At 63.4% G+C, this 24,901-nt stretch carries 32 protein-coding genes; 15 read left to right on the top strand and 17 right to left on the bottom strand.

Translation table 11 applies throughout. From position 1 onward, the window contains the following. Positions 1 to 64: 64 nt before the first annotated feature. Both dapD and E5222_RS16590 read left to right on the top strand, forming a co-directional pair. Positions 65 to 904 (top strand): 2,3,4,5-tetrahydropyridine-2,6-dicarboxylate N-succinyltransferase, encoded by an 840-nt coding sequence (gene dapD, locus E5222_RS13230; protein ID WP_136694245.1) that lies wholly within the window; start codon positions 65 to 67, stop codon positions 902 to 904. Between the two features lie 99 nt (positions 905 to 1,003). Further along, complete coding sequence (locus E5222_RS16590) at positions 1,004 to 1,153, top strand: hypothetical protein (RefSeq protein WP_169053593.1); 150 nt, start codon at positions 1,004 to 1,006, stop codon at positions 1,151 to 1,153. A gap of 99 nt (positions 1,154 to 1,252) precedes the next feature. On the opposite strand, the gene E5222_RS13225 is transcribed toward E5222_RS16590, so the two are convergent. Further along, the gene (locus E5222_RS13225) at positions 1,253 to 1,702 is read right to left on the bottom strand and encodes a hypothetical protein (protein WP_136694244.1); all 450 of its coding nucleotides are present in this window, start codon (positions 1,700 to 1,702) and stop codon (positions 1,253 to 1,255) included. 63 nt (positions 1,703 to 1,765) lie between these two features. Then, positions 1,766 to 3,037 (bottom strand): dipeptidase, encoded by a 1,272-nt coding sequence (locus E5222_RS13220; protein ID WP_136694243.1) that lies wholly within the window; start codon positions 3,035 to 3,037, stop codon positions 1,766 to 1,768. Between the two features lie 91 nt (positions 3,038 to 3,128). Between E5222_RS13220 and E5222_RS13215 the strand changes: the two genes are divergently transcribed. Then, a complete protein-coding gene (locus E5222_RS13215) occupies positions 3,129 to 3,581 on the top strand; it encodes a cupin domain-containing protein (protein WP_136694242.1) in 453 nt (150 codons plus the stop codon). Between the two features lie 15 nt (positions 3,582 to 3,596). Here E5222_RS13215 and E5222_RS13210 read toward each other — a convergent pair whose 3' ends face one another. Then, on the bottom strand, positions 3,597 to 3,812 hold the full coding sequence (locus tag E5222_RS13210; RefSeq protein WP_136694241.1) for a helix-turn-helix transcriptional regulator: 216 nt from the start codon (positions 3,810 to 3,812) through the stop codon (positions 3,597 to 3,599). A 3-nt stretch (positions 3,813 to 3,815) separates the two neighbouring features. Continuing rightward, on the bottom strand, positions 3,816 to 4,232 hold the full coding sequence (locus tag E5222_RS13205) for a hypothetical protein (protein ID WP_246021768.1): 417 nt from the start codon (positions 4,230 to 4,232) through the stop codon (positions 3,816 to 3,818). 144 nt (positions 4,233 to 4,376) lie between these two features. Between E5222_RS13205 and E5222_RS13200 the strand changes: the two genes are divergently transcribed. Next, a complete protein-coding gene (locus tag E5222_RS13200) occupies positions 4,377 to 6,245 on the top strand; it encodes an ABC-F family ATP-binding cassette domain-containing protein (RefSeq protein WP_136694240.1) in 1,869 nt (622 codons plus the stop codon). Between the two features lie 9 nt (positions 6,246 to 6,254). Here the strand turns inward: E5222_RS13200 and E5222_RS13195 are convergent, their stop codons facing one another. Both E5222_RS13195 and E5222_RS13190 read right to left on the bottom strand, forming a co-directional pair. Next, entirely contained in the window at positions 6,255 to 7,523 is a 1,269-nt protein-coding gene (locus tag E5222_RS13195) for a gallate dioxygenase (RefSeq protein WP_136694239.1), read from the bottom strand. 127 nt (positions 7,524 to 7,650) lie between these two features. Beyond that, a complete protein-coding gene (locus E5222_RS13190) occupies positions 7,651 to 7,899 on the bottom strand; it encodes a hypothetical protein (protein WP_136694238.1) in 249 nt (82 codons plus the stop codon). 182 nt (positions 7,900 to 8,081) lie between these two features. Between E5222_RS13190 and E5222_RS13185 the strand changes: the two genes are divergently transcribed. Beyond that, entirely contained in the window at positions 8,082 to 9,131 is a 1,050-nt protein-coding gene (locus tag E5222_RS13185) for a TIGR00341 family protein (protein ID WP_136694237.1), read from the top strand. A gap of 69 nt (positions 9,132 to 9,200) precedes the next feature. On the opposite strand, the gene E5222_RS13180 is transcribed toward E5222_RS13185, so the two are convergent. Beyond that, positions 9,201 to 10,460, bottom strand: coding sequence for a gallate dioxygenase (locus tag E5222_RS13180; RefSeq protein ID WP_136694236.1), 1,260 nt, complete (start codon positions 10,458 to 10,460; stop codon positions 9,201 to 9,203). A gap of 247 nt (positions 10,461 to 10,707) precedes the next feature. On the opposite strand from E5222_RS13180, the gene E5222_RS13175 reads away from it, so the two are divergent. Then, on the top strand, positions 10,708 to 11,985 hold the full coding sequence (locus tag E5222_RS13175) for a cyclic di-GMP phosphodiesterase (RefSeq protein ID WP_136694235.1): 1,278 nt from the start codon (positions 10,708 to 10,710) through the stop codon (positions 11,983 to 11,985). Positions 11,986 to 12,078: 93 nt separating this feature from the next. Here E5222_RS13175 and E5222_RS13170 read toward each other — a convergent pair whose 3' ends face one another. Together E5222_RS13170 and E5222_RS13165 are read right to left on the bottom strand one after the other, a co-directional pair. Then, the gene (locus E5222_RS13170) at positions 12,079 to 12,330 is read right to left on the bottom strand and encodes an SWIB/MDM2 domain-containing protein (RefSeq protein ID WP_136694234.1); all 252 of its coding nucleotides are present in this window, start codon (positions 12,328 to 12,330) and stop codon (positions 12,079 to 12,081) included. 42 nt (positions 12,331 to 12,372) lie between these two features. Continuing rightward, positions 12,373 to 12,978, bottom strand: a complete 606-nt coding sequence (locus tag E5222_RS13165) for a YbhB/YbcL family Raf kinase inhibitor-like protein (protein WP_136694233.1) — start codon at positions 12,976 to 12,978, stop codon at positions 12,373 to 12,375. A 288-nt stretch (positions 12,979 to 13,266) separates the two neighbouring features. Here E5222_RS13165 and E5222_RS13160 point away from each other — a divergent pair, with 288 nt between their 5' ends. Continuing rightward, entirely contained in the window at positions 13,267 to 14,724 is a 1,458-nt protein-coding gene (locus E5222_RS13160; protein WP_136694232.1) for a S41 family peptidase, read from the top strand. Positions 14,725 to 14,742: 18 nt separating this feature from the next. On the opposite strand, the gene E5222_RS13155 is transcribed toward E5222_RS13160, so the two are convergent. Then, positions 14,743 to 15,201, bottom strand: a complete 459-nt coding sequence (locus E5222_RS13155; protein ID WP_136694231.1) for a COG3650 family protein — start codon at positions 15,199 to 15,201, stop codon at positions 14,743 to 14,745. A gap of 104 nt (positions 15,202 to 15,305) precedes the next feature. Here E5222_RS13155 and E5222_RS13150 point away from each other — a divergent pair, with 104 nt between their 5' ends. The 3 genes from E5222_RS13150 to E5222_RS13140 all read left to right on the top strand — a co-directional run bounded on the left by E5222_RS13150 (position 15,306) and on the right by E5222_RS13140 (position 16,826). Beyond that, a complete protein-coding gene (locus tag E5222_RS13150) occupies positions 15,306 to 15,821 on the top strand; it encodes a cupin domain-containing protein (RefSeq protein WP_136694230.1) in 516 nt (171 codons plus the stop codon). Positions 15,822 to 15,823: 2 nt separating this feature from the next. Continuing rightward, entirely contained in the window at positions 15,824 to 16,249 is a 426-nt protein-coding gene (locus tag E5222_RS13145; protein WP_136694229.1) for an ion channel, read from the top strand. A 76-nt stretch (positions 16,250 to 16,325) separates the two neighbouring features. Beyond that, a complete protein-coding gene (locus E5222_RS13140; protein ID WP_136694228.1) occupies positions 16,326 to 16,826 on the top strand; it encodes a hypothetical protein in 501 nt (166 codons plus the stop codon). A 9-nt stretch (positions 16,827 to 16,835) separates the two neighbouring features. On the opposite strand, the gene E5222_RS13135 is transcribed toward E5222_RS13140, so the two are convergent. Then, positions 16,836 to 17,246, bottom strand: coding sequence for a DUF6491 family protein (locus tag E5222_RS13135; protein WP_136694227.1), 411 nt, complete (start codon positions 17,244 to 17,246; stop codon positions 16,836 to 16,838). Positions 17,247 to 17,347: 101 nt separating this feature from the next. After that, positions 17,348 to 17,692 (bottom strand): HPF/RaiA family ribosome-associated protein, encoded by a 345-nt coding sequence (locus E5222_RS13130; RefSeq protein ID WP_136694226.1) that lies wholly within the window; start codon positions 17,690 to 17,692, stop codon positions 17,348 to 17,350. Positions 17,693 to 17,910: 218 nt separating this feature from the next. Here E5222_RS13130 and E5222_RS16845 point away from each other — a divergent pair, with 218 nt between their 5' ends. Both E5222_RS16845 and E5222_RS13125 read left to right on the top strand, forming a co-directional pair. Then, positions 17,911 to 18,039, top strand: a complete 129-nt coding sequence (locus E5222_RS16845) for a hypothetical protein (RefSeq protein ID WP_281276781.1) — start codon at positions 17,911 to 17,913, stop codon at positions 18,037 to 18,039. Between the two features lie 49 nt (positions 18,040 to 18,088). Then, positions 18,089 to 18,562, top strand: a complete 474-nt coding sequence (locus E5222_RS13125) for a YaiI/YqxD family protein (RefSeq protein ID WP_136694225.1) — start codon at positions 18,089 to 18,091, stop codon at positions 18,560 to 18,562. 15 nt (positions 18,563 to 18,577) lie between these two features. On the opposite strand, the gene E5222_RS16585 is transcribed toward E5222_RS13125, so the two are convergent. Next, positions 18,578 to 18,733 (bottom strand): hypothetical protein, encoded by a 156-nt coding sequence (locus E5222_RS16585; RefSeq protein ID WP_169053592.1) that lies wholly within the window; start codon positions 18,731 to 18,733, stop codon positions 18,578 to 18,580. 169 nt (positions 18,734 to 18,902) lie between these two features. On the opposite strand from E5222_RS16585, the gene E5222_RS13120 reads away from it, so the two are divergent. Continuing rightward, positions 18,903 to 19,211 carry an alkylphosphonate utilization protein gene (locus E5222_RS13120; RefSeq protein ID WP_211196152.1) on the top strand — a complete coding sequence of 103 codons (309 nt, stop codon included), beginning with the start codon at positions 18,903 to 18,905 and terminating at the stop codon, positions 19,209 to 19,211. A gap of 264 nt (positions 19,212 to 19,475) precedes the next feature. On the opposite strand, the gene E5222_RS13115 is transcribed toward E5222_RS13120, so the two are convergent. The 4 genes from E5222_RS13115 to E5222_RS13100 form a co-directional block, all read right to left on the bottom strand. Further along, positions 19,476 to 20,405, bottom strand: coding sequence for a hypothetical protein (locus tag E5222_RS13115; protein WP_136694224.1), 930 nt, complete (start codon positions 20,403 to 20,405; stop codon positions 19,476 to 19,478). A 99-nt stretch (positions 20,406 to 20,504) separates the two neighbouring features. Beyond that, complete coding sequence (locus tag E5222_RS13110; RefSeq protein ID WP_246021767.1) at positions 20,505 to 20,816, bottom strand: hypothetical protein; 312 nt, start codon at positions 20,814 to 20,816, stop codon at positions 20,505 to 20,507. 4 nt (positions 20,817 to 20,820) lie between these two features. Further along, positions 20,821 to 21,414, bottom strand: coding sequence for a c-type heme family protein (locus tag E5222_RS13105; protein WP_136694223.1), 594 nt, complete (start codon positions 21,412 to 21,414; stop codon positions 20,821 to 20,823). 76 nt (positions 21,415 to 21,490) lie between these two features. Next, positions 21,491 to 22,423 carry a hypothetical protein gene (locus E5222_RS13100; RefSeq protein WP_136694222.1) on the bottom strand — a complete coding sequence of 311 codons (933 nt, stop codon included), beginning with the start codon at positions 22,421 to 22,423 and terminating at the stop codon, positions 21,491 to 21,493. Between the two features lie 219 nt (positions 22,424 to 22,642). Here E5222_RS13100 and E5222_RS13095 point away from each other — a divergent pair, with 219 nt between their 5' ends. Further along, complete coding sequence (locus tag E5222_RS13095; protein ID WP_136694221.1) at positions 22,643 to 22,999, top strand: YigZ family protein; 357 nt, start codon at positions 22,643 to 22,645, stop codon at positions 22,997 to 22,999. 107 nt (positions 23,000 to 23,106) lie between these two features. Beyond that, positions 23,107 to 24,837, top strand: a complete 1,731-nt coding sequence (locus tag E5222_RS13090; RefSeq protein WP_169053591.1) for a hypothetical protein — start codon at positions 23,107 to 23,109, stop codon at positions 24,835 to 24,837. The last annotated feature ends 64 nt before the right edge of the window (positions 24,838 to 24,901 follow it).

Genomic DNA, 24,901 nt, shown 5'->3' with positions numbered 1-24,901 from the left:
TGCCCCATGGCGTCATGCAAGCTAGCGGCCCCTCGCGAGAGAGTTTGCGAAGGGACCTGCCAAAATGAGCGCCGATCTGGAAAATGCCGTCGAAGCTGCGTGGGAAGCGCGCGAAAGTGTCACGCCTGCGAGCAAGGATGTTCGCGAAGTGGTCGAAGCCTCGCTGGAATTGCTCGACAATGGCAAGGCGCGCGTGGCCGAACCCGATAGCTTTGGTGGCTGGCAGGTCAACCAGTGGCTGAAGAAAGCGGTGCTGCTGTCCTTCCGCCTCAACGACAATGCCGTGGTCGACGGCGGCGCAGCGGGCGCCCCTGCATTCGACAAGGTGCCCAGCAAGTTCGCAGGCTGGGGCGAGAACCGCTTCCGCGAGGCAGGCTTCCGCGTCGTTCCCGGCGCTGTTGCCCGCCGTGGCAGCTTCATCGGCAAGAATGTCGTCCTCATGCCCAGCTTCGTGAATATCGGCGCCTATGTCGATGAAGGCACCATGGTCGATACCTGGGCCACGGTCGGCTCCTGCGCTCAGATCGGCAAGAACGTCCACATCTCTGGCGGCGCCGGGATCGGCGGCGTGCTGGAGCCGCTGCAGGCCGGCCCGGTGGTGATCGAGGACGGGGCCTTCATCGGCGCGCGTTCCGAAGTCGCCGAAGGCGTGCGCGTGGGCAAGGGCGCGGTGCTGTCCATGGGCGTCTATCTCGGCGCTTCGACCAAGATCGTGGACCGCGCGACGGGCGAGGTGCATATGGGCGCGGTGCCGCCCTACGCGGTGGTGGTGCCCGGCTCCATGCCCGGCAAACCGCTACCCGATGGTTCGCCCGGACCCAGCCTCTATTGCGCGGTGATCGTGAAGACCGTGGACGCGCAGACGCGCTCCAAGACCGGCATCAACGAGCTGCTGCGCGACTGATACGGGCGAAGGTCCCGCCTGCAAAAAGCGGAACATAAGGCCCCGCGATCCGTAGGTCTGCCAGGAACAGGCGGGAATCTACAGGAAGCGAGGCCCACAATGGAACGCAAGGGCGACGAAATTCATATCGAGACGGACGAGGCACGCGGCGGCTCCACCCCGCATGTCACACGCTGGATGCTCGGCATCAGCCTTGCGCTTGCCATCGTGGTGATGTCGCTGGTGTGGATCATCCCCGCACTGAGCTGAAACGAAGCCGGGAAGGAAGCAAAGATCGGCGACGCGCCGGTTGATGTCGACGATGAGGGTTCGACCGATAGCGTGCTGATCGGCGACGCTGGAGTTGATCTAGCGCCGATCTGGCGCCGGTTCTGCAGGATGCCGATCCAGCAGGTCTCGCCCTCGCCACAAGACCAGCAGCATGGATATCAGGCCAACCGTCGCCACTGAGACGCCTAAGCCAAGCCAGACGATCGCTTCGGCGAACGGACCAGCCATTTGGTCGAAAGCGGTGCTTCCCGAGAGAGCGACATAGCTTAGCGCCCCATAGACCTGCATCAGCCCCAAGATGGAGCCGACGGCAATCGCCAGAAAAGCCAGGTACTTGATCTGTCGCAGGCGGATATTGAGATAGATTCCGGCAACGGACGGTTCCTTCCGCTTCACCAGGAACATCGTCGTCAGAGCCAGGATCGCGACGAATATCATGGCCAGGAGGGAGAGGCCGACGAGCGCCTCCATCGGTGTTGGAGCGGGTTCGTGGATGAAGCCGAACTCGCCCTGAGGCGGTGCATCCATGTTACTCTTCCCCTGTAGCAATTATCGTGAAGGTCTTGCGCTACGCCCAGGTCGATCCAGTGGCTAGCCCACCGGACTTTCGATCGGCCCCACGCCTGCCTGCCCCGCAGCATAGGCCTCCGCCTCACGCAATACGCGCATCATGTTGCGGCTGGCGATCTTTTCGAGGTCGGTCTGCGAATAGCCGCGCCGGGCGAGTTCGACGAAGAGCGCCGGATAGCCGGAGACATCCTCCATCCCCACAGGCCCGGTGGCCATGCCGTCATAATCGCCGCCAAGGCCGATATAGTCGATCCCCGCAACATCGCGGATATGGTCGATATGGTCCGCCATGTCGGAAATCGTGGCGAGCGGCATGGGATTGACCGCATCCCATTCGGCGAGGCCTGAAGCGACCTGCTCCGGCTCTCCCTGCAGCCATGCTTCCAGCCGCGCCTGTTCGGCCTGCCGCGCAGCGTACCAGATGCGCTGGTCCTCGCTCAGGTAACCGGGCAGGCCCACCACCATCACGATGCCGCCCTGTTCGGGCATGCGAAGCAGCACGTTGTCGGGTACGTTGCGCGAATGGCCGTTCACGGCGCGCGCGCCCGAATGGCTGAAGATCACCGGCGCGCCGGTGGCATCCATCGCATCCATCATGGTCGCCTCGCTCACATGGCTGAGATCTATCAGCATGCCCAGCCGCGCCATCTCCTGGATCACCAGCACGCCGAAATCGGTGAGGCCATCGTGCTCGGGATCGGCGGTGGCACTGTCCGCCCAGGGCGTGTTCGTCGAATGGGTGACGGTCATGTAACGCGCGCCAAGGTCGTACATCTGCCGCAGCACGCCCAGGCTGGAGCCGATCGAATGGCCGCCTTCCATGCCCAGCAGCGAGGCAATCTTGCCTTCCGCCAGCGCCGCCTCGACATCGTCTGCGGTCAGCGCCAGCGCAAGGTCGTCCGGATAGGCGTGGATCAGCCGCTTGGTCACGTCGATTTGCTCGATGGTCGCCTGCACCGCTTCGGGTTCCGGCAAGGCGGCGCTGATATAGACCGACCAAAACTGCGCGCCGACCTTGCCCTGCGCGAGGCGCGGCAGGTCGGTATGCATGGCGCTGGTGTCCTCGCCGCCGCCGAAGCCGGGCTCCGCCGAAGTGTCGTGGAAATCGAAACCCTCGAGCACATTGCCGCGACGCCCGCGCAGCTGGATCGGCACGTCGTTATGCCCGTCCCACACCGGCGCGGCATCGAGCGCGGCGGTGGCCACGTCCTCGGCGCTCTGCGCGAAAGCGGTGGCTGGCAGAGCGAGCAGTGCGAGGGCGAGGGAAAGGCTGTGAATGGGCGTGGACACCATGGAATCTCCTTGGGACCGGGGAAGGGACAGGCATGGGACTATGCGTGCTTGCCGACAGATGGCAAGCCTTCCGCTGACCGGAGGAGCACGCATGAGCGCAGCACGCGACCTGATCGAGCGATTGAACCTCGCCCCGCACCCTGAAGGCGGCTGGTACCGCGAGCTGTGGCGCGGCGCGGATGGCGGCGATGGACGCGCCGTTGCAACCTCTATCCATTTCCTGCTGGAGGCGGGGCAGAAATCGCATTGGCACAGGGTCGACGCGGCCGAGATCTGGCTGTGGCATGCGGGCGATCCGCTGGACCTGTGGCTGTCTGCTTCCGACGAGGGGCCGATGCGCAGCGTGACCTTGGGAGCCGATGCCGAGGCCGGACAAGTCTTCCAGCATGTCGTGGAGCCGGGAGAGTGGCAGGGCGCCATGCCCGTGAAGGACGGTGCGCATGGCTATTCGCTGGTCTCCTGCGTGGTCGCACCCGGCTTCGAATTTGCCGGCTTCACCCTCGCCCCGCCGGACTGGTATCCGGGCAAGGACGCGTCTGGCTGAGGGGGCTGAGGAGGATCACCCCTCCCAGCCGAACACATCCTCCACCCCCACGCCGAATATGCGGCTGATGCGGAAGGCGCTTTCGAGGCTGGGCGAGTACTTGCCCTGCTCGATGGCAATCACCGTCTGCCGCGTGACGCCGATGGCATCAGCCAGCGCCTGCTGGCTCATCGCGCCATGCGCCTCGCGCAGCTCCTTCACGCGGTTGGTGATCGGGGGGGCCTTGCCCATGGCTCAATACCCCCGGCGCAGGAACAGGATCTGCAAGCCGTATTCGGCGATTTGCGCCAGGATCAGGCCGCCCACGATCCAGTGGAACATTACGCTGCCCTGCCCGGTCCACATATATTGCAGAGCGCCATGGATCACCGCCACGCCCAGCACGACGCCGGACCAGTGGCCAGCCTTGTCGAGCAAGGGCCGCTCGCGCTCATCGGCGGGAACCTCGGCCTCCTTCGGGGACGCAATGGCGAGCACCACCTGCACGATGATCGAGAGCACGATCACCCCGATCACATAGGGGATCAGCGGCCCGGCCTGCGCCAGCGCCGGAGCATCGGCTGGAATCTGCCGCACGATGCCGAGGTAGAATAGCCCGGTCACGACCATCACGGCGAGCATGGCCCAGGCGGATTTTTCACGGAAAGACATGGCTTTCCTCCTTTCGATTCGATGTCTGATATCTTTTACATAGTCAAAGATTTTTGACTGTCAAATATTTTGTACAACTTCTACTATGTGCTCTGCCGTCGTTTGTCATGGAATTGGCCCCTCACCCCTGTTAGGGGCGCGGCCATGCTGACAATCAACGGCCTCACCGTGCGCCTGGGCGGACGCACCATCCTCGATCGCGCCACTGCCGCGGTGCCGCCGGGTGCGCGCGTCGGGCTGATCGGGCGCAATGGTGCGGGCAAGTCCACGCTGATGAAGGCGATGATCGGCGAGCTCGAAGGCGACGAAGGCTCGATCGAAATGCCCCGCCGCACCAGGTTGGGCTATATCGCGCAGGAAGCGCCGCATGGCAGCGCCACACCGCTGGAAACCGTGCTGGCCGCCGATGTCGAGCGCCTCGAGCTATTGCAGGAAAGCGAGAATTGCGAGGATCCCGACAGGCTGGGCGACGTGTATGAACGGCTGATCGCGATCGATGCCTATACCGCCCCCTCGCGCGCTTCGCGGATCCTGATTGGCCTCGGCTTCGACGAGGAGATGCAGCAGCGCCCGCTGGACAGTTTTTCGGGCGGCTGGAAAATGCGCGTCGCGCTGGGAGCGCTACTGTTCTCGCAGCCCGACGTGCTGCTGCTGGACGAGCCGAGCAACCATCTCGACCTGGAAGCGACGCTGTGGCTGGAAAACTTCCTCAAGGCCTATCCGGCCACGCTGGTGGTGATCAGTCACGAGCGCGATCTGCTCAACAATGTGGTGGATCACATCCTGCACCTGCAGGGTGGCAAGTTGACGCTCTATCCCGGCGCCTATGACAGCTTCGAACGCCAGCGCGCCGAACGCGCCACCCAGCTGGCGGCGGCCAAGGCCGCGCAGGATGCGCAGCGCGCGCGCCTGCAGGATTACGTGGCGCGCAATTCGGCGCGGGCCTCCACGGCCAGGCAGGCGCAGTCCCGCGCCAAGATGCTCGAAAAGATGCAGCCGATCACCGCGCTGATCGAGGATCCGAGCCTGAGCTTCGATTTTCCCGATCCGGCAGAACTGAAGCCGCCGCTCATCACGCTGGACCTCGCGGCGGTGGGCTATGCGGCGGACAAGCCCGTGCTCAGCCGGCTGAACCTGCGCATCGACCCCGATGACCGGGTCGCGCTGCTGGGCCGCAACGGCAATGGCAAGACCACGCTGGCACGGCTGCTGGCGGCGCAATTGCCGCCAATGGAGGGCGAAATGTTCTCCTCCGGCCAGATGAAGGTCGGCTATTTCACGCAGTACCAGGTGGAGGAGCTTTCCAGCGAAGATACCCCGCTGGAACATATGACCCGCACGATGAAGGACAAAACGCCCGGCGCGGTGCGCGCGCAGCTGGGCCGCTTCGGCTTTTCCGGCCCTCGCGCAACGCAGCAGGTCGGCAAGCTGTCGGGCGGCGAACGGGCACGACTGGCGCTGGCGCTGATCACCTATGAAGCGCCGCATATCCTGATCCTGGACGAGCCGACCAACCACCTCGACGTCGACGCGCGCGAGGCGCTGGTGCAGGCGCTCAACGACTATACCGGCGCGGTCATCCTGATCAGCCATGACCGGCACATGGTGGAGCTGACGGCGGACCGGCTGGTGCTGGTCGATGGCGGCACGGCGCGCAATTACGACGGCAGCATGGAGGATTATATCGACTTCGTGCTGGGACGGAACCAGCCGAAGGGGGATGACAGGCCGCGCCCGTCGAAGAAGGATCGCCAGGCCGCTGCCGCAGATGCACGGGAGGAGGCAAAGCGGGTCAAAGCGGAGATGGCCGCGGCTGAAAAGGAAGTCGCCCGGTTGACCGCCCGGTGCGAAAAGCTCGACGCGGCGCTGATCGATCCGGCAGGCGCCAGCGGCGAGTTCGCCCGAATTCCGGCGGGAGAGCTCGCCCGTCTGCGCGGCGAGGCCGGCCAGGAATTGGAAGCTGCCGAAGCCAGCTGGCTCGAACTGGGCGAACAGCTCGAAGCGCTGGCCTGACGCAGCAGGCTAGTCCGCCGGTTCAGCCTCCACCGAATAGTTGATCGCGGCGTTGCGCGTCTTCTGGAACTCGGGGACGCTCATGCCCTTCATCGCCGCGTAGACATCGATATTGCCGAGGCCGACGACGGGGGCGAGTTTCTCCAGGTTGAAGAAGATCACGCCGTATTTGATCATGCCGATCCAGTCGAGATCGCGGATCAGGGTCTTCTCTTCATCGGTCAGTGCGTGCTCCTCCGCCAGCGCCTCGAAGTCGGTCTTGAAGCGCTGGCGGAATTCCGGCTCGACGATCGAGTGGAGGAAGTTGTTGATCCGCCATGCCTTGGCGCTGCGGGTGATGGTGAAGGGATAGGTCCCCTCCAGCCCCAGCGCGGGCTCGACGTCCCAATAGATGCGCTTGGCATATTCTTCCTTGCTCTCGGGCGAAGGGTCCTCCTCCGCATCCTCGAACACCATGGAGGCGATGCTGGTCATGGAGGGGAGGAAGAAGCTGCGATGCAGTTCCTTCACCTTGGGAGCCAGCGCGCCGCGCATCAGCATCCACATCACGATTTCCGCGCCTTCCATGCCGCCGAGCTTCACTAGCTCGCCCACCGGCATGCGGGTGAGGCTTTCTGGATCGTTCGCCAGCCGGTCCATGAATTCATGGTCCCATTCGACATTGTTGAAGCCGCAGCGCTCGCCATGGACCTGGTGGGAGAGGCCGCCAGTCCCGGCGATGGCGACCTTGATATCGGCCGGGTAGTTCTGGATCGCCCGGCGCAAGGAGCGGCCGAAATCCCAGAAGCGGCGCGCCTTGGGGATCGGCAGTTCGAGAACGCCGCATTGCAGCGGCACGATCTTGCAAGGCCAGCCTTCCTCATCCGAATGCGGCAGCAGGACGGAGAGCGGCGAGAAGGCGCCATGGTCCAGCCCCATGCCCTGCCAGTAGGAGAGGTCGAAATCGTCCGCGACCATGCCGAAGGCGAGGTGTTCGGCGAATTGCGGGTCACCCTTGATCGGCGGGATCTTGCGCGGGCCGCCGCCTTCGTCCGCCGCGGCATATTCCTCGCCAATGCCGATGGCGAAATGCGAATAATGCCGCATCCAGAAGGAGGTCATGTGATCGTTATAGACATAGACGATCACGTCGGGCTTCGTGTCCGCCAGCCATTTCCTGACCGGCTCGAACCCGTCGAAAATGGGTTTCCACACCGGATCGTCCTGCTTGCCCGCATCCTGGGCAAAGGCGATGGTGGGCGTGTGCGAAACGGCAAATCCGCCGACGATTTCTGCCATGGCTGCTCTCCTCAACGCGTTGGCGAGACCGCCCGGTCCAAGGGGCGAGTCGCATGTCGTTAGGGATGCGATATTGTAGGCACTGCTTACGATCTTTGCGCCGCGTCAATCCGCGCCGCTTGAGACGTCACCAGCGGCGGATCTTGCGGAAACGGCCGAGATGGTCGCGCTGGTAATAGAGGCGCGGCGGCTTGCGGTTGAGCCAGCCCCTGATCCTCCCCAACAGGCCCGGCCCGAAACGGCGCGGGCGCATACGACCGGACCCTCCGATCACGTCTTCCGGCGGATCGGTCAGCGCGGACGCGACGATCCAGAAGCCGCCCAGCACAAGCATGATCAGCATGGTGACAATCGAGAGGAGCAGGACGGCTGCCAAGGGTCGCGTCTCCAAAGCGGCAGGTTCACACTATTGCGCCCGGGGCTCTAGTCCCAAAGCCGCAAGCGTTTGCAGCTTGCTGGCTTACGCAAATATACACATGGCAGCGCGATTTGCGAAACATCAATGGGCTGGCGCCGGGGATAGCCCTAAGATGGGACAGAAGCTCATCGGGAGGATCCATGTCAGCACGCCTTGTCGTGGCCATCGTGCCCGATACCGAAGTCGAAAACATCGAAGCGATCCTGGCGCGCCATTGCCGCCGCTTCTGGCGCGAGGCGGTGCCGGGTGGGCTGGAGAAATTCAGCTGCCTGGTCCAGCTGCGCTATACCGAGCGCCTGCTGGAGGAGCTGGAGGCGAATTTCGCCGAGACGCCGGGCTTCACCGCCTATGTCGAGCAATTGGAGGCGATCCTCCCGCCGCTGGAGGAGACCCCGGAAACCGAATTGCCGGGCAGCGATACCCCTCCCCCCACAGCGCTGGAGCGCTTCTTCACCCGCGACCGGGTGAGCACGGACGAGCTCTATGACGATATCGCGGAAAGCCTGCAGCCAAGGCCCAGCTATCTGCTCACCGTGATCCTGTCCTCCGTGATTGCCGGCCTCGGCATGCGCAGCGGGCAGACTGCCGTGGTTATCGGCGCCATGATCATCGCCCCGCTGCTGGGCCCGACCATGGGCATCGCGCTGGCGGCGACGGTGGGCAATGGGGAGCTGGGGCGCAAGGCGGCGATGACGCTGGTGATCGGGTCGCTGCTCGCCATCCTCGCCGGCGTGGCAGTGGGCATGCTGGTGGAGATCGACCCCCTGATCCCCGAACTGAGGAACCGCACACTGGTGCAGCCCGCCGATATCGCGCTGGCCTTGGCTTGCGGAGCGGCAGGCGTGCTCGCCTTCAGCCGCGCCGCCTCGCTGACTTTGGTGGGCGTGATGATCGCGGTCGCGCTGGTCCCGCCGCTGGCCGCCTGCGGCATCTACTTTGGCGCAGGCTTCCCGGTGGCGAGCGGCAATGCGCTGTTCCTCTTCGCCATCAACCTCGTCTGCGTGAATGTGGCGGGGATCGCCATGTTCCTGTTCCAGGGCCTGCCGCCCAAGAGCTGGCGCATGACCGGCGGTATCCTGGCGCTGTGGGTCTTCGTCCTGCTGCTGCTCGCATCGATGATGGCGGGCCGGCTGGTACTGGGCCTGGGCACGGTCGAGATGGTGGCGGAGGCGATCGCCAACCGGATGTGAAGCCCAGACATGAAAAGGGCGGCCCCGCCGATGCGGGGCCGCCCTTCCTGTATCCGGTAGCGGGTGGGCTCAGTCTTCCTTGCCGGCCACGCCGTAATTGATCTGCGCGTTGCGGGTCTTCTGGAATTCGGGAACCGAGAGGCCCTTCATCGCCGCATAGATATCGATATTGCCGATACCGGTCACCGCGCCGAGCTTTTCCAGCATGAAGAAGATCACGCCGTAATGGATCATGCCGATCCAGTCGCGGCGACGCACGAGGTCCTTCTCCTCTTCGTTCAAGCCACCCTTTTCATAGGCGGCTTCCTCATCCTCGCGGAACAGCTTGCGCATTTCCGGTTCGGTGAGGGAATGGAGGAAGTGGTTGAGGCGGAAGCCCTTGACCGAACGCTCGATGGTGAAGGGATAGGTCCCCTCCATCTCCTCGGCGCCGACATAGTCGCGGTTCGCGCGGGCGCGGGTCGCTTCGGGGTCCTCGACAGGTGTCTGCTCGCCCTTCTCTTCCAGGATCATCGTGGCGATGGGGCACATGGAGGGGAGGAAATAGGTCTTGTGCGTGCATTCGACCTCGGCCGCGAGCGCGCCGCGCATCATCAGCCACATCACCACCTCGGCGCCTTCCCAGCCGCCCAGCTTGGCGAGTTCCGCCACCGTCATGTCGAGCAGGCCTTCGGGGTCCTTCTCCAGCCGCTCCATGAACTCGGCGTCCCATTCGGGATTGTTGAAGCCGCAGCCTTCGCCATGGACCTGGTGGCTGAGGCCACCGGTGCCGGCGATGGCGACCTTGATGTCTTCCGGATAGGAGAGGATCGCCTGGCGCAGGCTCTTGCCGAACTTGTAGAAACGGCGCGCGGAAGGCAGCGGCACGGTCAGCACGCCGCAGACCACGGGCAGCAGCTTGCAGGCCCAGCCATTGTCATCATAATCGACCATGACCGAGAGCGGGCTGAAGGCCCCGTGATCGAGGCCCTTGCCCTGGAAATAGCTGAGGTCGAATTCATTCGCGACCATCACGCGGGCAACGTGCTCGGCAAACTTCGGATCGCCCTTGATCGCGGGGATATCGCGCGGGCCGCCGCCTTCATCCGCAGCCTTGAATTCCTCGCCCACGCCCAGCGCGAAGTGGCTGTAGTGGTCGAAGAAGGAGGTCATGTGGTCGTTATAGATATAGACCAGCACATCGGGCTTCTTTTCGCGAAACCATTTCTGCACCGGCTCATAGCCTTCGAAGATCGGCTTCCAGACGGGATCGTCCTGCTTGCCGCCGTCCTTGGCGAAAGCGATGGTAGGGGTGTGCGACGTAGCGACGCCGCCGACGATTGTGGCCATTGGTCCTGTCCTCTCGATCGCGCGCAGCGGGCGCACGCTTGCACTCATATTTCTTTCACTGTGCCATGTGGCGATGCCTCGGGACAAGTCAATTTTACAGATGGGCGAAAATTTCGCAGATGTGAACAATCGAGCCGCCGGCAGAGCCCCTGCGTAAACTTCCCTAGGTCCGCGCTATCCATTTTGGAGCGCGGATCGCGGCATGGAGGGAACCACCCCGCAACCCCGTAACCAAGATGGCCTCTAAATGCTGAAACGCGTCGAAATCGCCGAGCTGGAAATGGGCATGTTCGTCCACAAGATGCTGGGCGGCTGGTTCGACCATCCGTTCTGGCGATCGAAATTCCTGATCGAGGAAGCGGACAAGCTCCAGACCCTGAAGCAGAGCGCGCTGGAAGCGGTAATCATCGACACCGCGAAGGGTAAGGATGTTGCCGCCTCGGCGCCGGAGGGGCGCGCGCGGAGCGGCGCATCCGGACAGGGTGCCGCAGCGCAACCGGCAGGCCGCGTCAGCACGCTGAAAAAGCGCAAGTCGGTCAGCCAGCCCCCGCCCGCGCCCACCACCACCGCGCAGGAACTGCAGGCAGCCGAAGGCATCGCCAGCCGGGCCAAGGAATCCATGCACAAGACCTTCCTCGCCGCGCGGCTGGGCAAGGCGCTGAATGTGCGCACGGTGGAGCCGGTGATCCGCGACATCCACACCTCGATCCAGCGCAATCCGCAGGCCTTCAGCGGGCTGATGCGCTGCAAGCTGCAGAACGAACTGGTCTATCGCCACGCGCTGGCCGTCAGCGCGCTGATGGTCTCGCTCGCCCGCAAGATGCGCCTGACCGAAGGCGAGATCCACCAGGCGGGCATTGCCGGCCTGTTCCTCGACATCGGCACCAACTACCTGCCCAAGGATGCCGTCCCCGCCGATGGTGATTGTCGCAATGCCGATCCCAAGATCTGGCAGCAGCACGTGATGCTCGGCTACCGGGCGCTGCAGAATGACGACAGCCTGCCCGAAATCGTGCTCAATGCCAGCCTGCAGCATCACGAGCGGATCGATGGCACAGGCTACCCCAAGGGCCTGGCGGGCGAGGAGATCGGCCAGTACGCCCGCATGGCGGCGATCTGCGACACATTCGATTTCATGCTGACCGAGACCGAGAAGGAGGCGGCGCTCGATCCCGCAGCTGCGATCCGCAAGTTGCAGGCTATGGAAGGCGCTTTCGACGAGGACATATTGCGCAGCTTCATCGAATCGGTTGGCCTCTACCCGGTCGGCTCCTTCGTCCGCCTGCGCAGCGACCGGCTGGCCATGGTGATCGACGAGGACGTCAAGGACAGCACAAAGCCGATCGTGCAGGTCTTCTATTCGCTGGCCAGCAACCAACGCATCACGCCGCAGCGGATCGCACTGGCCGAGTCGATGGAAGAGGACGAAATCGTCGACATCGCCGACCTCACCGGCCTCGACCTCCCGCCGGACCGGCAATTGCGCGAGCTGATCTTCCTCGCCGCGCACAAGACCGACTACTGAGCGCACACATCCGGTGCCGACAGGCCGGAAAGCAAAACGGGCGGCAAGCCGAAGCTTCCCGCCCGCTTTCGTCTCACCCGAAGGCGAGGTGACTTAGCTCAGGTGCTTGGACACCGCGGCCGTCATCTTGAACATCGAGATCTGGTCCTTGCCGATCACCGCGCCCAGCTTGCCGTCGGGGTTGATCTGGCGCTTGTCCTTGCTGTCCTGCAGGTTGTTCGCCTTGATGTATTCCCACACCTTGGAAGTGACCTGTGCACGGGTCATCGGACCCTTGCCGACCACATTCTCGAGCTCGCCCGAGAGGTTGACGGGCTTGTTCAGCGCGTTGTTCTTTGCAGCCATTATACTTTCCTTCCCTTCAAAAATTCGCCGAAAGACGGACGGTTAGTCCTCATCATCGCCTTCGGCTTCCCAATCGTAATCGCCGCCTTCCTCACGGGCATATGTCCCGGTCAGCAGCGCCACGGCTGTCACATGGCCTTTCATGGCCTCCACCAGATCGTCGCGACCGGCCCCCGGCATCAGAGTGAGCGGTAGGTCAAGCGCGAAGAGCTGGAATACGTAATCATGCGGATCATGGCCCGTCGGCGGGTCGGGCAGCAGCCATTCGGAATTGCCGAAGCTGTTCTTGCCCACGCGCAGCGGCACCTCGCCTTCGAGGATCTGCCCCTTCTGCCCCGGGAAGCCCCAGACCAGCCAGTGACAAAACGGCTCGGGCGCGGGTGCGTCCGGATCCTCGACGATCAGCACCAGCTCCTGCGTGCCGGGCGGCGGGGCAGTCCATTCGAGCGGCGGCGCCACCGCATCTTCCTCGTCAGCGGTGAAGCACGGATCGAGCGCCTTCCCGTCAGCGAAGGCGGCGGAGGTCAGGGTGAAGCCATTCTTGCCCACCATTCCTTCCGCGCCAAGCTTGGCTACGGCCAGTTTGGCATGCCCGGCGCGCACATTGCGCAGCGCCTTGCCCAGCCATTCGGGCACGTCTTCAAGCATTATCCCTCCTCAACAGACCCTTCCGCGGGCCATTTTGTTCAAACGATTCCCCTCCGTGACGGAGGCATTTCCCCGGCGATATGCCCCTGATCGCCCCCTTGGCAAGGGCAGGAGGGCGCTTGCCTGTCGATCAATTGTGAATGAGCGCGTTTTTTCAAGGAATTGACGCCCTGATGCCGCTTGTCAGCGGTGGATGGGGCAGATAGCGTCCTATCCGTAAGCTCCGAACCTTGCGCGGCAGGACTTGCTTTGGGGGAAAGCCGGGCAGATTGTGGAATGGGATCGCGCATGAAAACCTCGAAAATCGCCCTGTCGCTCGCCTGTGCGGCCATGCTTGCCTCTTGCGGGGGCGGAGGCGGTAATGGCGGGGGCGCAACCGCGGGCGGCGGCGGCTCCACGCCAACGCCAACACCCACTTCCACCTCCACGCCGGGAACGGCGACATGCTCGCTTTCCTCGCGCAAGGCCTGGGCGCTCGACCAGTTGCAGGAATGGTACCTGTTCCCCAGCCTGCTGGACGACGGCATCAACCCCGACAGCTATGCCGACCTGCAGAGCTATATCGATGCGCTGGTCGCGCCGGCCCGTGCGCAGGGGCGCGACCGCTATTTCACCTATCTCACCTCGATCGAGGAGGAGAACGCCTTCTACGAACAGGGGGCAAGCGCCGGTTTCGGGTTCCGCCTCTATTACGACAGCGGCGCGCGCCGCGTTTACGTGCTGGAGACCTTCGAGAATACGACCGCGCTGGGCGCAAATATCGATCGTGGCAGCGAGCTCCTGGCAATCGGCACCAGTGAGGCGACGCTGGAGACCGTCAATTCGCTGATGGCTTCGGGCGGCGCTCGCGCGGTCGTCCAGGCGCTCGGCCCCGACACCGTGGGCACCACGCGCGTGATCCGCGTGCGCGACCAGAGCGGCATCGAACGCACGGTCAGCCTGAGCAAGACCGACTTCGCCATCGATCCGGTATCGAACCGCTATGGCTATTCGATCATCAATGATGGCGGGCGGCAGGTCGGCTATGTCAATCTGCGTACCTTCATCGATCCCGCCGCGCCGGATTTGCGCGACGCCTTCAACGCATTCCGCAATGCCGGCGTGACGGAGCTGGTGATCGATTTCCGTTACAATGGCGGCGGGCTGGTCAACATTGCGGAGCTGATGGGCGACCTGATGGGCCGCGAACTGTCCGGCCAGGTGTTCGACCAGATCACTTTCCGCAGCTCCAAGTCGCAGAACAATTCCACCTATCGCTTCTCGCCGGTCTCCCAATCGGTAGCGCCGACCAGCATCGCCTTCATCACCACCGGCAATACTGCTTCGGCCAGCGAAATGGTGATCAACGGGATGAAGCCTTACCTGCCGAACACGCAATTCGCGCTGATCGGCGGCGATACCTACGGCAAGCCGGTGGGGCAGATCGCCATCGACCAGCCCAGTTGCGACGACAGGCTGCGCGTGATCGCCTTTGCGCTGCAGAATGCCGATGGCGATGCCGAATATTACAACGGCCTTGCCTCCACCATCGACGATAGCTGCCGCGCGGCGGACGACCTGACGGCACAGTTGGGCGATCCGGCGGAGAACATGCTGGCAGTCGCGCTCGACTATCTCGAAGGCGGACAGGCCGCCTGCACCGCCTTCTCCGCCACGGCGCGCGCACCCGCCGCCGCCGACCGCCGCGAGCCGCTGATGCCGGAGCGGCCGAACACGGTGAAGCGCGAGGTGCCGGGCCTGTTCTGACCGGAGAGGACGCTCCGTCTATTCGCGGCCGGTGACAGGGTCGGTGAAAGGCTGGGCGTCGGTCCAGCCGCAGCCATTGCGCTGCTCATCGCCCAGCTGCAGCGTGACGGTGAGCGGATAGGTCCTGTCGCTCATCCCGTCCGAGCACGTGCCCGGCGTCACCGCGACATCCAGCGGCTTGCCGTCCAGCTCCCCGCTGAAGGACAGGCCGCCGCGTCCGGCAAAGCGGGTGACGGCAATCGTGGTGCCGGCCATGTCCTCGGGCGTGGAATAGGTGAGCGTGCCGTTCACCGCTTCGGCATTCCAGAAGGGTTCGGTCCCGGTCATCTCGACCTTCTCGTCCGGCCCGATCCCGGCAAAGGGCTGGTCATCCTGCGCATTGCCCGGCAGCGCCGCATCGGGCTCGGAACCCGAGCAGGCGGTGAGCAGCAAGGCGGCGGCGAAGCTGGTGATCGTGATGGTGGTGGGGGCTTTCATGCCCCGCCCCCTAGCCCAGCCGCGCACCTCTCGCCAGCGCTTGGCGCGCAATTGCTGCGCCGCTATCACCCTTGGCCGAACCAATAGCGGGAGGAGAAGGCAAGATGGCACAATGGGGCAGGCGGATCGTCACGGGCCATGACGAGGACGGCAAATCGGTAGTGCTGTCGGACGGCTACCCGCCGCAAGGCCACCCGATGCACGGGCCCGAGGTCGGCGCCGATTTCACCGAGATCTGGCACGAGGCAGCGCCCGTCCCCGAACTCGCCGCCACTCCTGTTGCAGAGCCCAATGGCCGCCCCTTCACCATCATGCCGCCATCGGGCCACCTGATGCGCTTCATCGAGCTCTACCCTGCCAGCCAGGGCGGCAAGAAAACGGTCATGCACCGCACCAGCACGATCGATTATGCGCTGGTGATAGAGGGCGAGGTGGTGCTCCACCTGACCGACAGCGAAGTGGTGATGCGCCCCGGCGATGTGGTGGTGCAGCGCGGCACCGACCATGCGTGGGAGAACCGCAGCGACAGCGTGACCCGCATGGCCTTTTTCCATCTCGACGCCCGCTTCGCGCCGGAGCTGCTCGACACGCTGCCCCGCCCGCTCGACCTGATGCGCTGACCATGCTTGCGCCGCTCGCCGTTGCCATTGCGATGGTCTTCGCGACCGTCACCATCCACGGCCTCGGCCTGTTCCTCCTCGCGCGCGCCTTGCACCAGGAGGTGGAGGAGGAACGCGCGGCGCAAATCTCGGCCTTCTCGCTGCGCGGCGTGTCCTCCACGCTGATCGTGGTGCTGGGCCTGTTCTTTCTGCACGGGCTGGAAATCTGGCTCTATGCCGCGGTCTACCTTGTGCTGGACGCGCTGCCCGACCTGGAGACGGCGGTCTATTTCTCCACCATCACCTATTCGACCATCGGTTACGACGATGAGGGGCTGGCCGTGCGCTGGCAGCTGGTCGCCGCGATTGAGGGGATCAACGGCGTGCTGCTGATGGGCTGGACCACCGCTTTCTTCATCTCGCTGATCGGCCGCTTTCGCTGGCGCTGAGATCCGCCGCCGGAACCATTTCGCGCCAGCCTGCGTTGGAATGGCAAACACGGATCATTCGAAAGCGAATTGAAAAATGAAATTCACGCCCCTGATTGCGGGCGCGGGCGCGCTCGGCCTGGTGGCGGGTATCGCCGGTGTCCAGGCGATCAACACGACCCCCGTGACTCACATGGAAAGCGACCTCTTGGCCGGCCTGCCCGACCATCCTGTCGCCGCCGCTTCTACCGAGGCCCATGTCGCAACGCCCAGCCACTACCCGCTCGAAACGCCCGAGGGCACGGTGCCGGTCGAGGACCTGGCGCTGCATGGCCGCTATCGCGACAGCGCCGTGCGGGTGGGGCTGATAGACGCCCCCGCCGGTCACCCTGCCGAAGTCGAGATGGCCGAAGCCGACCTGATGAGCGCCGAGGAACTGGCCGAGCGCTATCCGCGCCTGCGCCTGCCCGTGGCCGCACCGGCGGAGCGCGAGATACTCGTTGTTGGGGAGCCTGCTCCCGGCGTGATCGCCACCCGGATCAATGGTGCGAAGACCATCACCGTCGCCGGCGCGCAGCCTGCCTCCAGCGGAGGATAACCGGCACGCCTATTCGGCGGTCGCCTCATCCTCTTCCAGCACCTTCCCCAGCATGCGCACCGTGCACCGCTCCACGCGGCTGGACGGGATGCTGGAGGGCACCAGCAGCGTTTCCGTCTGCCCCGTGCACAAGGTCGAGCGGCCACGCAGGTCGAAGGCGATCCGGTGCGCGAAATCGAGATCGTTGCAGGGGCCGACCACTTCGAACAGCCAGTCATCGCTCGGGCCGGTGGTAACGATCAGCCGCTCCTCCCCGTCGGGCCCATCGGGCGCGCTGGTATAGCCGCTGATCGTATTGGTGAAGAAGCACTGCCGCTCCGTATCGACACCGGCGATGGTGCGCGGTTCGGCATCGGTCTGGGCGCAGGCAGTGGCCAGCATGGCCATGGCGGCGAGGGCAGGAATCTTCTTGGCGATCATCGGACTATCCTTCCTGGGCAGGATGACACATGCCCGGCCAGCGTCCTTGATACAGCACAAAGCTGACGCCCGCCTGACCGCGCGCCATGGCGGCCAGAGGATCAGATGATCTTGTCGGGCGACGGGTCGTGCTTGTGGCGCTCTGCCTTGCCGAAGTGCCGTTCCAGCCGCTGGGCCAGCGTATTGGCCGCCTTGCGCGCGGCAAGGTCCACGGTGGCGGCATGTTCGGTCACGCCGATCGCCCTGCCGGAGCGCGGGCGCGCCTCGATCGTGCAGGCCTTGTCGTCATTCCCGCCCTTGTGCGCATTCTCGTCTCGCACATGCACCTCGATCCGCGTCAACCGCTCCTCGAACCGCGACAGCTTCTCGCGCACCGCAGCCTCGATCCGCTCGGCGACGTTTTCCGTACCCATCACCGAACTGTCGGAATTGAACTGGACCTGCATGGAGATGCTCCTCTCTGTTGTGATTGTTGTACCTTATCGAGATGGGGAGGATCGGGCGGGAATCCAGCCAAGGTTTCGCATGTCGCGGGTGTTTCCTGCACCGGAGCCGACATGGTGACACCATGCCAGTTGCCGCCGACAGGGTGAATTGATGCAAGGCTACGCTGAAAACGGCGTATCATGTGGCTGAGGCATTCCGCCTCGATTGGAAAAAACCCATGTCCAAGGGACAGAAGTCGAACCGCGAAATCCGCAAGCCGAAAAAGGAAAAGGTCAAGACCAACGCCTCGCAACCCTCGCTGAAACCGGGAGCGATCAAGGGCCTGGAGAATATGAAGAACGGCTAGGCCTTTCCGGGTGACAGACGGGAGGCATCCGGTGCTACACTGCGCCCCAATGCCTGCGAACCGCCCCGATACCGCCCCTGTCACCCTCCTCGTCGATGCCGATGCCTGCCCGGTGAAGGAGGAGATCTACCGCGTGGCCGAACGCTTCAAGGCGGAGGTCCGGGTGGTCAGCAACTCCCCCTTCCGCGTACCGGTGAGCGAGCGCGTGAAACGCGTGGTGGTGGATGACGGCTTCGATGCGGCGGACGACTGGATCGCGGAGAACGCAGGCCCGCGAAGCGTGGTGATAACCGGCGACATCCTGCTTGCCGAACGCTGCCTGAAGACAGGCGCGACGGTGCTGGCACATAACGGCAAGCCCTTCGATGCCGCCAGCATCGGCAGCGCCATAGCCACCCGCGCGATCCTGGCCGACTTGCGCGCCGGAATGGACGGGGTCGGAGGCGGCCCGCCGCCGTTCAGCAAGGCGGATCGGTCGCGGTTCCTGCAGGCGCTGGACCGGGTGCTGGTGGGGTTGGGCTAAGCGCGGAGCCGGGGCTCAGTTCGCCTTGCCCGCCTTGTGCGCGGCAATCGCTGCGTCCAGAGCGGCAATCCGATCCCGCTCGGGCGTACCTTTCGCGAGGCCCTTGAGACGACAGGTCGCCCACAACTGCCGCTTCTCGGATTCGAGCTTCTTGAGATAAAGGTCCGCCATGCGCGAGCCTATGGGCGCTGCCGGGACGTGACGCCAGTGGAAATGGGCGAGGGTCCGGGTAAATGAGCTGTCTACGCCCCCACACGCCTCCGTGCCGCCCCGCGCCCACCACACTAGCCAAGACGCGCGCAGCTTGTCATAGGATCGGCCCACAGTTGAAAGGCGGGCAGTGAGCAGCACCGACGAAGACTATGTCTATGACGAGGAAAGCGGCGACTGGATGCCCGCCTCGGAGCTTGCTGCGAAGCAGGCCGGCGCGAGCACGGTCGAAGTGCGCGATGCCGTGGGCAACCTGCTCGCCGATGGCGATCAGGTTACGCTGATCAAGGACCTTACGGTGAGGGGCGCGGGGCAAACCCTGAAACAGGGCACGCTGATCAAATCGATCCGCCTGACCGGCGACGCGCAGGAAATCGACTGCAAATATCCCGGCATCAAAGGCCTCGTCCTGCGCGCGGAGTTCGTGAAGAAGCGGTAGCCGCCCTCGCGGCACTTCTCCGCATCCTCTGCGACACGGTCGCTCGACCCTACCTCCCCAACGGCCGCCGGTTCGCCCGCCCCCCGCGCTCATATTCCTGCGCCGAGGCGACATGCGCCACCCCGCCGGCAAGGCAGATGGCAGTGGCAAGAAGACGGATTTTCATTGGCTTGCTTCCCCCAAGTGGCTGGGTTTTGGGGTGGTGGGCTTTCCGGTTCTGCGACACCAAATGCCGTCCCCCGTATCCTCCGCGGGACTTTCGCTCTACTGCCCGGCATTCTCTTCGATGCGTTTCCCGTCATCGTCGAGCAAGCGGAATTCGCGCGCACCGCTCGCAGATATAGTCAATGCCGCGAACTCCGCCTGTTCGGCTTGCGCCACTTCCAACTCGCTCTGCGCTTCGGTCAGTCTTAGCCGGGCTTCCTCGAGTTCCTCCAACCTTTCATTGGCAAGTTGGCGGCGCTCGGAAGCCCGCCTTGCCCTTCCCGAACTGTCCGGCTTTTCCGCCGCCCTTGCTTCGGCTTCTACTGCCCTGCTCTCATCTCGCTCGTAGCGGCGCACGGCCCGCTCTACTTGGCGTTCGGTCTCGTCCACGCTGGCTTCGGCCACTCTCAGAGTAGCCTCATTCAAATCGCCGGGTTCGCTGCAATAGTGCTTGATCGGTTCGACCGGATCATCGGCCCGGAAAATTTGCAGCTTATGCAACCGCCATTCACCCCGCTCCCGCGTGAACTGACCCGTATAGACACCGGCTACTTCATCTGCTGGATTGGTCACCAGCCATTGACCTAAAGCGGTCTGATGGTTTCCCGCGCGGAAGAAGCGCAGAGTCTCGGTGTCGAGGCTGTTGCCCGCCACCGCCAGCGGATCGACCTGCATATCCAACTCGTCCTCACCGACGCTGTGATCGCCAAGGGTCCAGTTAGTCTTTCCATTGAGCTTGAACATGTGGCTGATTGATGCACCCGATTGGGCAGCATCGAAATAGGCCTGCATGATGCCGGGAGCAGGAAGGCGAGCCTCGTCGATCTCATCGTCCGACATAGGACCACATGAGCCGGAATTCATCTGCATCACGGTGAGCATGTAGAGATTGGGATCCAGATGCGGCATGTACTGGGCCGCCGCCGGGCCCGCCTGAAACGTCAGAGCTACCGCACCCGTACTCGCCAATATTCTGATTTTAACGCCCACATTCCCCTCCTGCTTCTATGTTTGGCGATAGAGTAACAACTCGTTGGTATTTGGCAACTTCTGCGGGGACACCAAGCGTTGCCTGTACTTCACCCAATCCTATGCATTTCTCCTCAACCGTCGCCGGTTCGCCCGCACCTTCGTCCGATAGTGCCGCACCGAGCGGCGCGCCGCCTGCTCCGGCTGGGTGCTGGGCGCGGTGAGGAGTTTCCAGCCGAGTTCCCAGTTGGCGGCGAGTTTTTCCTCGACCATGCGGGTCGCCTCGCGCTCGGCCAGCTTTCCTCCGGCGGAGAGGCGCCACAGGCGCAGCCAGATCACGTTCGAGGCTTCGAACCACAGCGACCAGCCCTCCCAGGCGAGGCGGTGGAGCGCGGCGTAGTCCGGGGCGGGCGGGGTGCGGCGGCGGGCCATGCGATCAGCCCTCCGCCGGCCAGCTGACCAGCAGCGCGCCGCGCAGCTCTCCTGCCGCGAAGCCGGTGGCGGCATCTTGCGGGTAGAGCGCGTCGATCCGCGCCTTCAGCTGCGGGTCGATATCGCTGCCGTGGCAGGCGGCGCAGGGCTGGTCGCGCATGGGAATGGCGGACAGATAGTTGATGCGCGCGCCCTCCCCCTCGCCGCTTTGCCAGATGCGCGTGGCGGGCGCGCCGTCCACCAAGGGCTGGGCGGCGAGTTCGGCATAATGCGGGGCGAGGTCCGGGGTGAGGCCGCCATCGGGGTTGCGGTTGCGGTCCGACACGCGGCGCACTTCGGCCCCGCTGGCGGCGGATTGTTCGGCGGCGATGCGCGGGGCCGCCTCGTGGCAGACCTCCACCGCCTGCATCGGCCCGCCCTCGCTCATCGCGGCGACGAGCTGCGATTGCAGCGCGACCTGGAAAGCCTGCGCAACGGGAGCGGAACGCTCGCGAATGGCGGCCTCGTCCAATGGCGTCGGCGGCGCGACTTGCTGCTGCGCGGAACAGGCGGCAAGCGCGAGAAACGGGGCGGCGATGATGAGGGGGCGGATCGGCATGACTTGGGGCGCTCCGGTTGCGGTATCGCCCAGTATCTGCCCCGGTTAGGCCTGCCTCAACCCCCTTTAGGCCCTGTTAGACGTCGCGGGCGAACATCCGGCCGAACATCCGGCGCTTGGGTTCCTCCGGCGCGGGAGTGGCGGCGGCTTCCTCGGCCACGCGGCGGCGCAGCTGTCCGCCGACCGATTCCTCCTCTTCCTCGAACGGATTGCGGGCCACGGTGATATCGGCGAGCGAGCCCATGGAGGGACCGGCATCATTCGCGCTCGGCAAGGCGACCGGGCGCTTGGCCAGCGGGCTGTAGGGTACGGCAGGTGCGGCCGTTGTCACGCGATGCAGGCAGGCCGCATCGGCGCGCATGCCGACAAGGCCGGTGACCAGCTTGACCGTGCCGGGCAGCGGCATTGCGGCCAGCTCGGCCGCCACCGCCTGGTGGAAGCGCAGCGCGCGCCACCAATTGCCGACGACGAAATCGACATAACGCAGCGGCGCATGGTCGGGTCCGTCCTCGCGGAAGAAGAAGCGCTGCTTGTGGAACAGCAGGGCGGTGTTGAGCCGCTCCAGCCCGGATATCTCGAGGAAGGTCTCGATATCCTCCTGCGCGCCGGCAAAGGCCGGTTCGTCGCTGGCGCATTGGTCCAGGATGTCGTCGGCGCTCGCCGCGCTCCAGCTCCACACCTCATCGGTGTAGAGATTGAGGAGCATTTCCGGGGCGTGGTAATGGCCCTTTTCGAAGGCGAGGTCGGCATCGTTGACGATCGCCAGCGTGGCGCCGGTGATCGGGTCGCCCTCATACATCTCGACGGCCTCGACCAGTTCGGCCCAGCCGTCCAGCTCCACCCTCTTGCGCGTGGTGGCGCGGCACAGGGCGGCGACATCGCCTTCCAGCCCTTCCAGCGCATCGACCAGCACGGCTTCTGCTTCGTCGAGCTTGCCCTGCTCGACCAGCGCGCGCAGGCCATCGCACCATTCACGCTCGCCTTCGGCGGTGGTAAATTTCGTCTGCAACCCATGCATGCGTTTGTCTGTCCCCAACACAGCGGCGTGGCACCATCTGGCTGGGGAGATTACCTGCCAAGTGTAATCAGAGGATTAACCAAGCACTTTTGGGGTTGCGGAGCAGCGGCGTGGCCGGGACGCCTGGCGATGCCTCAGTCCGAGCCGCTTGCGGGTACGTAAAGGTCCCCGCCTTTGCATTGCGCCGCGCCTGGCTTTACCTCGCGCGCCATGCTGACGCTTGACGGGATCATTGCCGACCGCGGATCGAAATACGCCGTGTCCGGCGCGCCGTGCCGATCCTCGAAGGAGGCGAAGGCGCTGCTGGCCAAGCTCAAGCGCACCAAGAAATTCGCCAAGGCGACGCACAACACTTGGGGCCTGATCTGCGATGAAGGGCCGATCAAGAATGATGACGGCGAGAGCGGCGCAGGGATGATCATCCTGCGCATGCTGGAACGCGAGGGCCTGCGCGATCATCTGGTGGTGGTGACGCGGTGGTATGGCGGCAAGCATCTGGGCGGAGACCGGTTCCGGCATGTGCAGCATGCGGTCGGGGCTTATTTTGAGGCGGTGCGGGAGGGGTGAATTTACCTTCTAGGGCTCGTCGATCCCTTCTAACACAATCCAGCGTTAGACCACTTGAATTATGTCTTGTCCTGTGAAAAGATTTCATCGAATTCAATAGTGGGGGATTGAATTTTATGATTCGCGTATCTTTCTCAGCTCTTTTACTTCTAAGTTGCTCGGCGTGTGTTTCGCATATTGATCCGGGGCAGGTCGATTACAGAATGGCGGACTCCCCAGACAGGCAGCTTGAGGCCGGCCAGTTGCGAAGTCTGGGAGCGTTGGAGCGACGCTATTTCCCCACAAATTCCGGGCAGCGACCATTCGAGAAAGAAGATGTTTACGCGATCAATCTAGAACAGGTCGTAATCGGACAGCGGATTCTCGAAGGTTCTTTTTCCGGTACCGAGTTTGGATATTCGACATTCGGCGACGACGCAGAGATAGCCATCCTCGCTCACGTATTTGAATTCTCAGGCGAAGGTGAACAATCGCCGGCGGGATTTGATTATTCGCCCATTTCAGGAACTGACGGTGCTCCAACTGACGGAAGCAGTAGTTCCGGGCAACTTAAATTGGTCTACTATTCAGAGAGCATTGAACCTCAGCAAGCATTTAACCTCAGCAACATCCCAATCAGCCCTCGAGAAAAATACAATGGCGGCACAATAGGAATCCGTCTTGTGGTCATGGAAATAGATACTGGAACAGGTCCTCTCTCATCGTTAATGCAGCAATTGGCTCAAGAAGGCCGAAATCTCGCAAACGACTATTCTCCAAGCACAACGCGTGTGTTGTTTGAGTTGGGTCAAAGCCTTTTTTCAGGCGGGCAGAATGACGACATCCTTCTAGACTACGTGATGACACTCAACATGCCCCAGTCGGCGTTAGAAATAGGTCCGACGTTCAGGCCCGGCCATTATGTTCTTCGCCGTCAGCAGAATCGTCAGACGCCGATGGACTGGAGCAAGCTGTTTTTCGACCACAATACGGGCCGCGTGATGCAGAAAAATACGGCCTCGCGGAATGTCGATAGCGGAATATCTGGAGGCACGACAGACCCGACTTATGTGGAAGTTCGTGACGGACTAATGCTGACCGTCAATATCCAAAGGTATCCGAAAAATACGCAGACAGAGAGCTTTGCCTTGCAGTCATGGGATCTGTTTCGGCAGCAGGCCCAGCAGTTGGCGGAAAGCAATGCTAATGAACACTCGCTGGACTTCCTTGTAGGCCAGTATCGCGAGGCGCTACTTACCAGCCAAAGTGAGAGAATGGCTCGTGAGGTTCTAGCCCATTGGCGCGATGCGAAGCTGGCGCTGGAATCTTATGAGTTCAATGCCATAGACCAAAACGATCTCGATAATCTGGCGAGAGAGGGATGTCAGTTCGACCCGCTCCGCATTGGTCAATTGCGAGACAGTGCCCGGCGCGATGCCCGCGACGCGCTTCGAGAAATGCTGAATGCGTTCAGAATTGCCTCTAATGTCACAATAGGACCAGAAGACGATGAATCCGGGACGAAGCCCTTTGACAGTGTGAGTGAGGACGTCGTGAGCGAAATCGCGCGCTTTTTCATGCCTTGGCCAGCGCAGGAAACGCCCGCCAACAGATCAACCGAGGAGAGGCCAACTGAAGCTATGACTGCAGAAGATAAGTCTCCTGAAGACAACTTTGTTGATGCCCAAGCGTTCACGGACGCCTATGCCAATGCGAACAACTCCTCCGCCCTGTTCCAAATTGCCGAAACGACGGCGAAAGAACGATCCGAGCAACGATTTGGTGGTGATATGATTTCCTGTGCGCGAATGATTGAAGAAGGCATCATTCCCGCTAGCGCTGTTCCACAAAGCTCCTAGCAACCAAATCTAGTGAGTAGTCCACCGTTTGCGACTTTTCTGTCGGGGCTACATCTGATTCGAT

Origin of the sequence: Alteraurantiacibacter aquimixticola, from assembly GCF_004965515.1 — a bacterium.
Classification (GTDB): domain Bacteria; phylum Pseudomonadota; class Alphaproteobacteria; order Sphingomonadales; family Sphingomonadaceae; genus Alteraurantiacibacter; species Alteraurantiacibacter aquimixticola.
The sequence above is the reverse complement of the archived record's forward strand: the minus strand, read 5'-3'. Positions and strand labels throughout refer to the sequence as shown.

What these genes read in the sequence shown, in the direction of transcription:
- E5222_RS13200 (WP_136694240.1), top strand. Translation starts at nt 4,377, where the DNA reads ATGCTGACAATCAACGGCCTCACCGTGCGCCTGGGCGGACGCACCATC.
- E5222_RS13155 (WP_136694231.1), bottom strand. Translation starts at nt 15,201, where the DNA reads ATGAAAGCCCCCACCACCATCACGATCACCAGCTTCGCCGCCGCCTTG.
- E5222_RS13125 (WP_136694225.1), top strand. Translation starts at nt 18,089, where the DNA reads ATGCCTGCGAACCGCCCCGATACCGCCCCTGTCACCCTCCTCGTCGAT.
- E5222_RS13180 (WP_136694236.1), bottom strand. Translation starts at nt 10,460, where the DNA reads ATGGCCACAATCGTCGGCGGCGTCGCTACGTCGCACACCCCTACCATC.
- E5222_RS16845 (WP_281276781.1), top strand. Translation starts at nt 17,911, where the DNA reads ATGTCCAAGGGACAGAAGTCGAACCGCGAAATCCGCAAGCCGAAAAAG.
- E5222_RS13095 (WP_136694221.1), top strand. Translation starts at nt 22,643, where the DNA reads ATGCTGACGCTTGACGGGATCATTGCCGACCGCGGATCGAAATACGCC.
- E5222_RS13160 (WP_136694232.1), top strand. Translation starts at nt 13,267, where the DNA reads ATGAAAACCTCGAAAATCGCCCTGTCGCTCGCCTGTGCGGCCATGCTT.
- E5222_RS13225 (WP_136694244.1), bottom strand. Translation starts at nt 1,702, where the DNA reads ATGGATGCACCGCCTCAGGGCGAGTTCGGCTTCATCCACGAACCCGCT.
- E5222_RS13150 (WP_136694230.1), top strand. Translation starts at nt 15,306, where the DNA reads ATGGCACAATGGGGCAGGCGGATCGTCACGGGCCATGACGAGGACGGC.
- E5222_RS13170 (WP_136694234.1), bottom strand. Translation starts at nt 12,330, where the DNA reads ATGGCTGCAAAGAACAACGCGCTGAACAAGCCCGTCAACCTCTCGGGC.
- dapD (WP_136694245.1), top strand. Translation starts at nt 65, where the DNA reads ATGAGCGCCGATCTGGAAAATGCCGTCGAAGCTGCGTGGGAAGCGCGC.
- E5222_RS16590 (WP_169053593.1), top strand. Translation starts at nt 1,004, where the DNA reads ATGGAACGCAAGGGCGACGAAATTCATATCGAGACGGACGAGGCACGC.
- E5222_RS13135 (WP_136694227.1), bottom strand. Translation starts at nt 17,246, where the DNA reads ATGATCGCCAAGAAGATTCCTGCCCTCGCCGCCATGGCCATGCTGGCC.
- E5222_RS13175 (WP_136694235.1), top strand. Translation starts at nt 10,708, where the DNA reads ATGCTGAAACGCGTCGAAATCGCCGAGCTGGAAATGGGCATGTTCGTC.
- E5222_RS13210 (WP_136694241.1), bottom strand. Translation starts at nt 3,812, where the DNA reads ATGGGCAAGGCCCCCCCGATCACCAACCGCGTGAAGGAGCTGCGCGAG.
- E5222_RS13205 (WP_246021768.1), bottom strand. Translation starts at nt 4,232, where the DNA reads ATGTCTTTCCGTGAAAAATCCGCCTGGGCCATGCTCGCCGTGATGGTC.
- E5222_RS13215 (WP_136694242.1), top strand. Translation starts at nt 3,129, where the DNA reads ATGAGCGCAGCACGCGACCTGATCGAGCGATTGAACCTCGCCCCGCAC.
- E5222_RS13165 (WP_136694233.1), bottom strand. Translation starts at nt 12,978, where the DNA reads ATGCTTGAAGACGTGCCCGAATGGCTGGGCAAGGCGCTGCGCAATGTG.
- E5222_RS13110 (WP_246021767.1), bottom strand. Translation starts at nt 20,816, where the DNA reads ATGGCCCGCCGCCGCACCCCGCCCGCCCCGGACTACGCCGCGCTCCAC.
- E5222_RS13145 (WP_136694229.1), top strand. Translation starts at nt 15,824, where the DNA reads ATGCTTGCGCCGCTCGCCGTTGCCATTGCGATGGTCTTCGCGACCGTC.
- E5222_RS13185 (WP_136694237.1), top strand. Translation starts at nt 8,082, where the DNA reads ATGTCAGCACGCCTTGTCGTGGCCATCGTGCCCGATACCGAAGTCGAA.
- E5222_RS13220 (WP_136694243.1), bottom strand. Translation starts at nt 3,037, where the DNA reads ATGGTGTCCACGCCCATTCACAGCCTTTCCCTCGCCCTCGCACTGCTC.
- E5222_RS13130 (WP_136694226.1), bottom strand. Translation starts at nt 17,692, where the DNA reads ATGCAGGTCCAGTTCAATTCCGACAGTTCGGTGATGGGTACGGAAAAC.
- E5222_RS13195 (WP_136694239.1), bottom strand. Translation starts at nt 7,523, where the DNA reads ATGGCAGAAATCGTCGGCGGATTTGCCGTTTCGCACACGCCCACCATC.
- E5222_RS13140 (WP_136694228.1), top strand. Translation starts at nt 16,326, where the DNA reads ATGAAATTCACGCCCCTGATTGCGGGCGCGGGCGCGCTCGGCCTGGTG.
- E5222_RS16585 (WP_169053592.1), bottom strand. Translation starts at nt 18,733, where the DNA reads ATGGCGGACCTTTATCTCAAGAAGCTCGAATCCGAGAAGCGGCAGTTG.
- E5222_RS13105 (WP_136694223.1), bottom strand. Translation starts at nt 21,414, where the DNA reads ATGCCGATCCGCCCCCTCATCATCGCCGCCCCGTTTCTCGCGCTTGCC.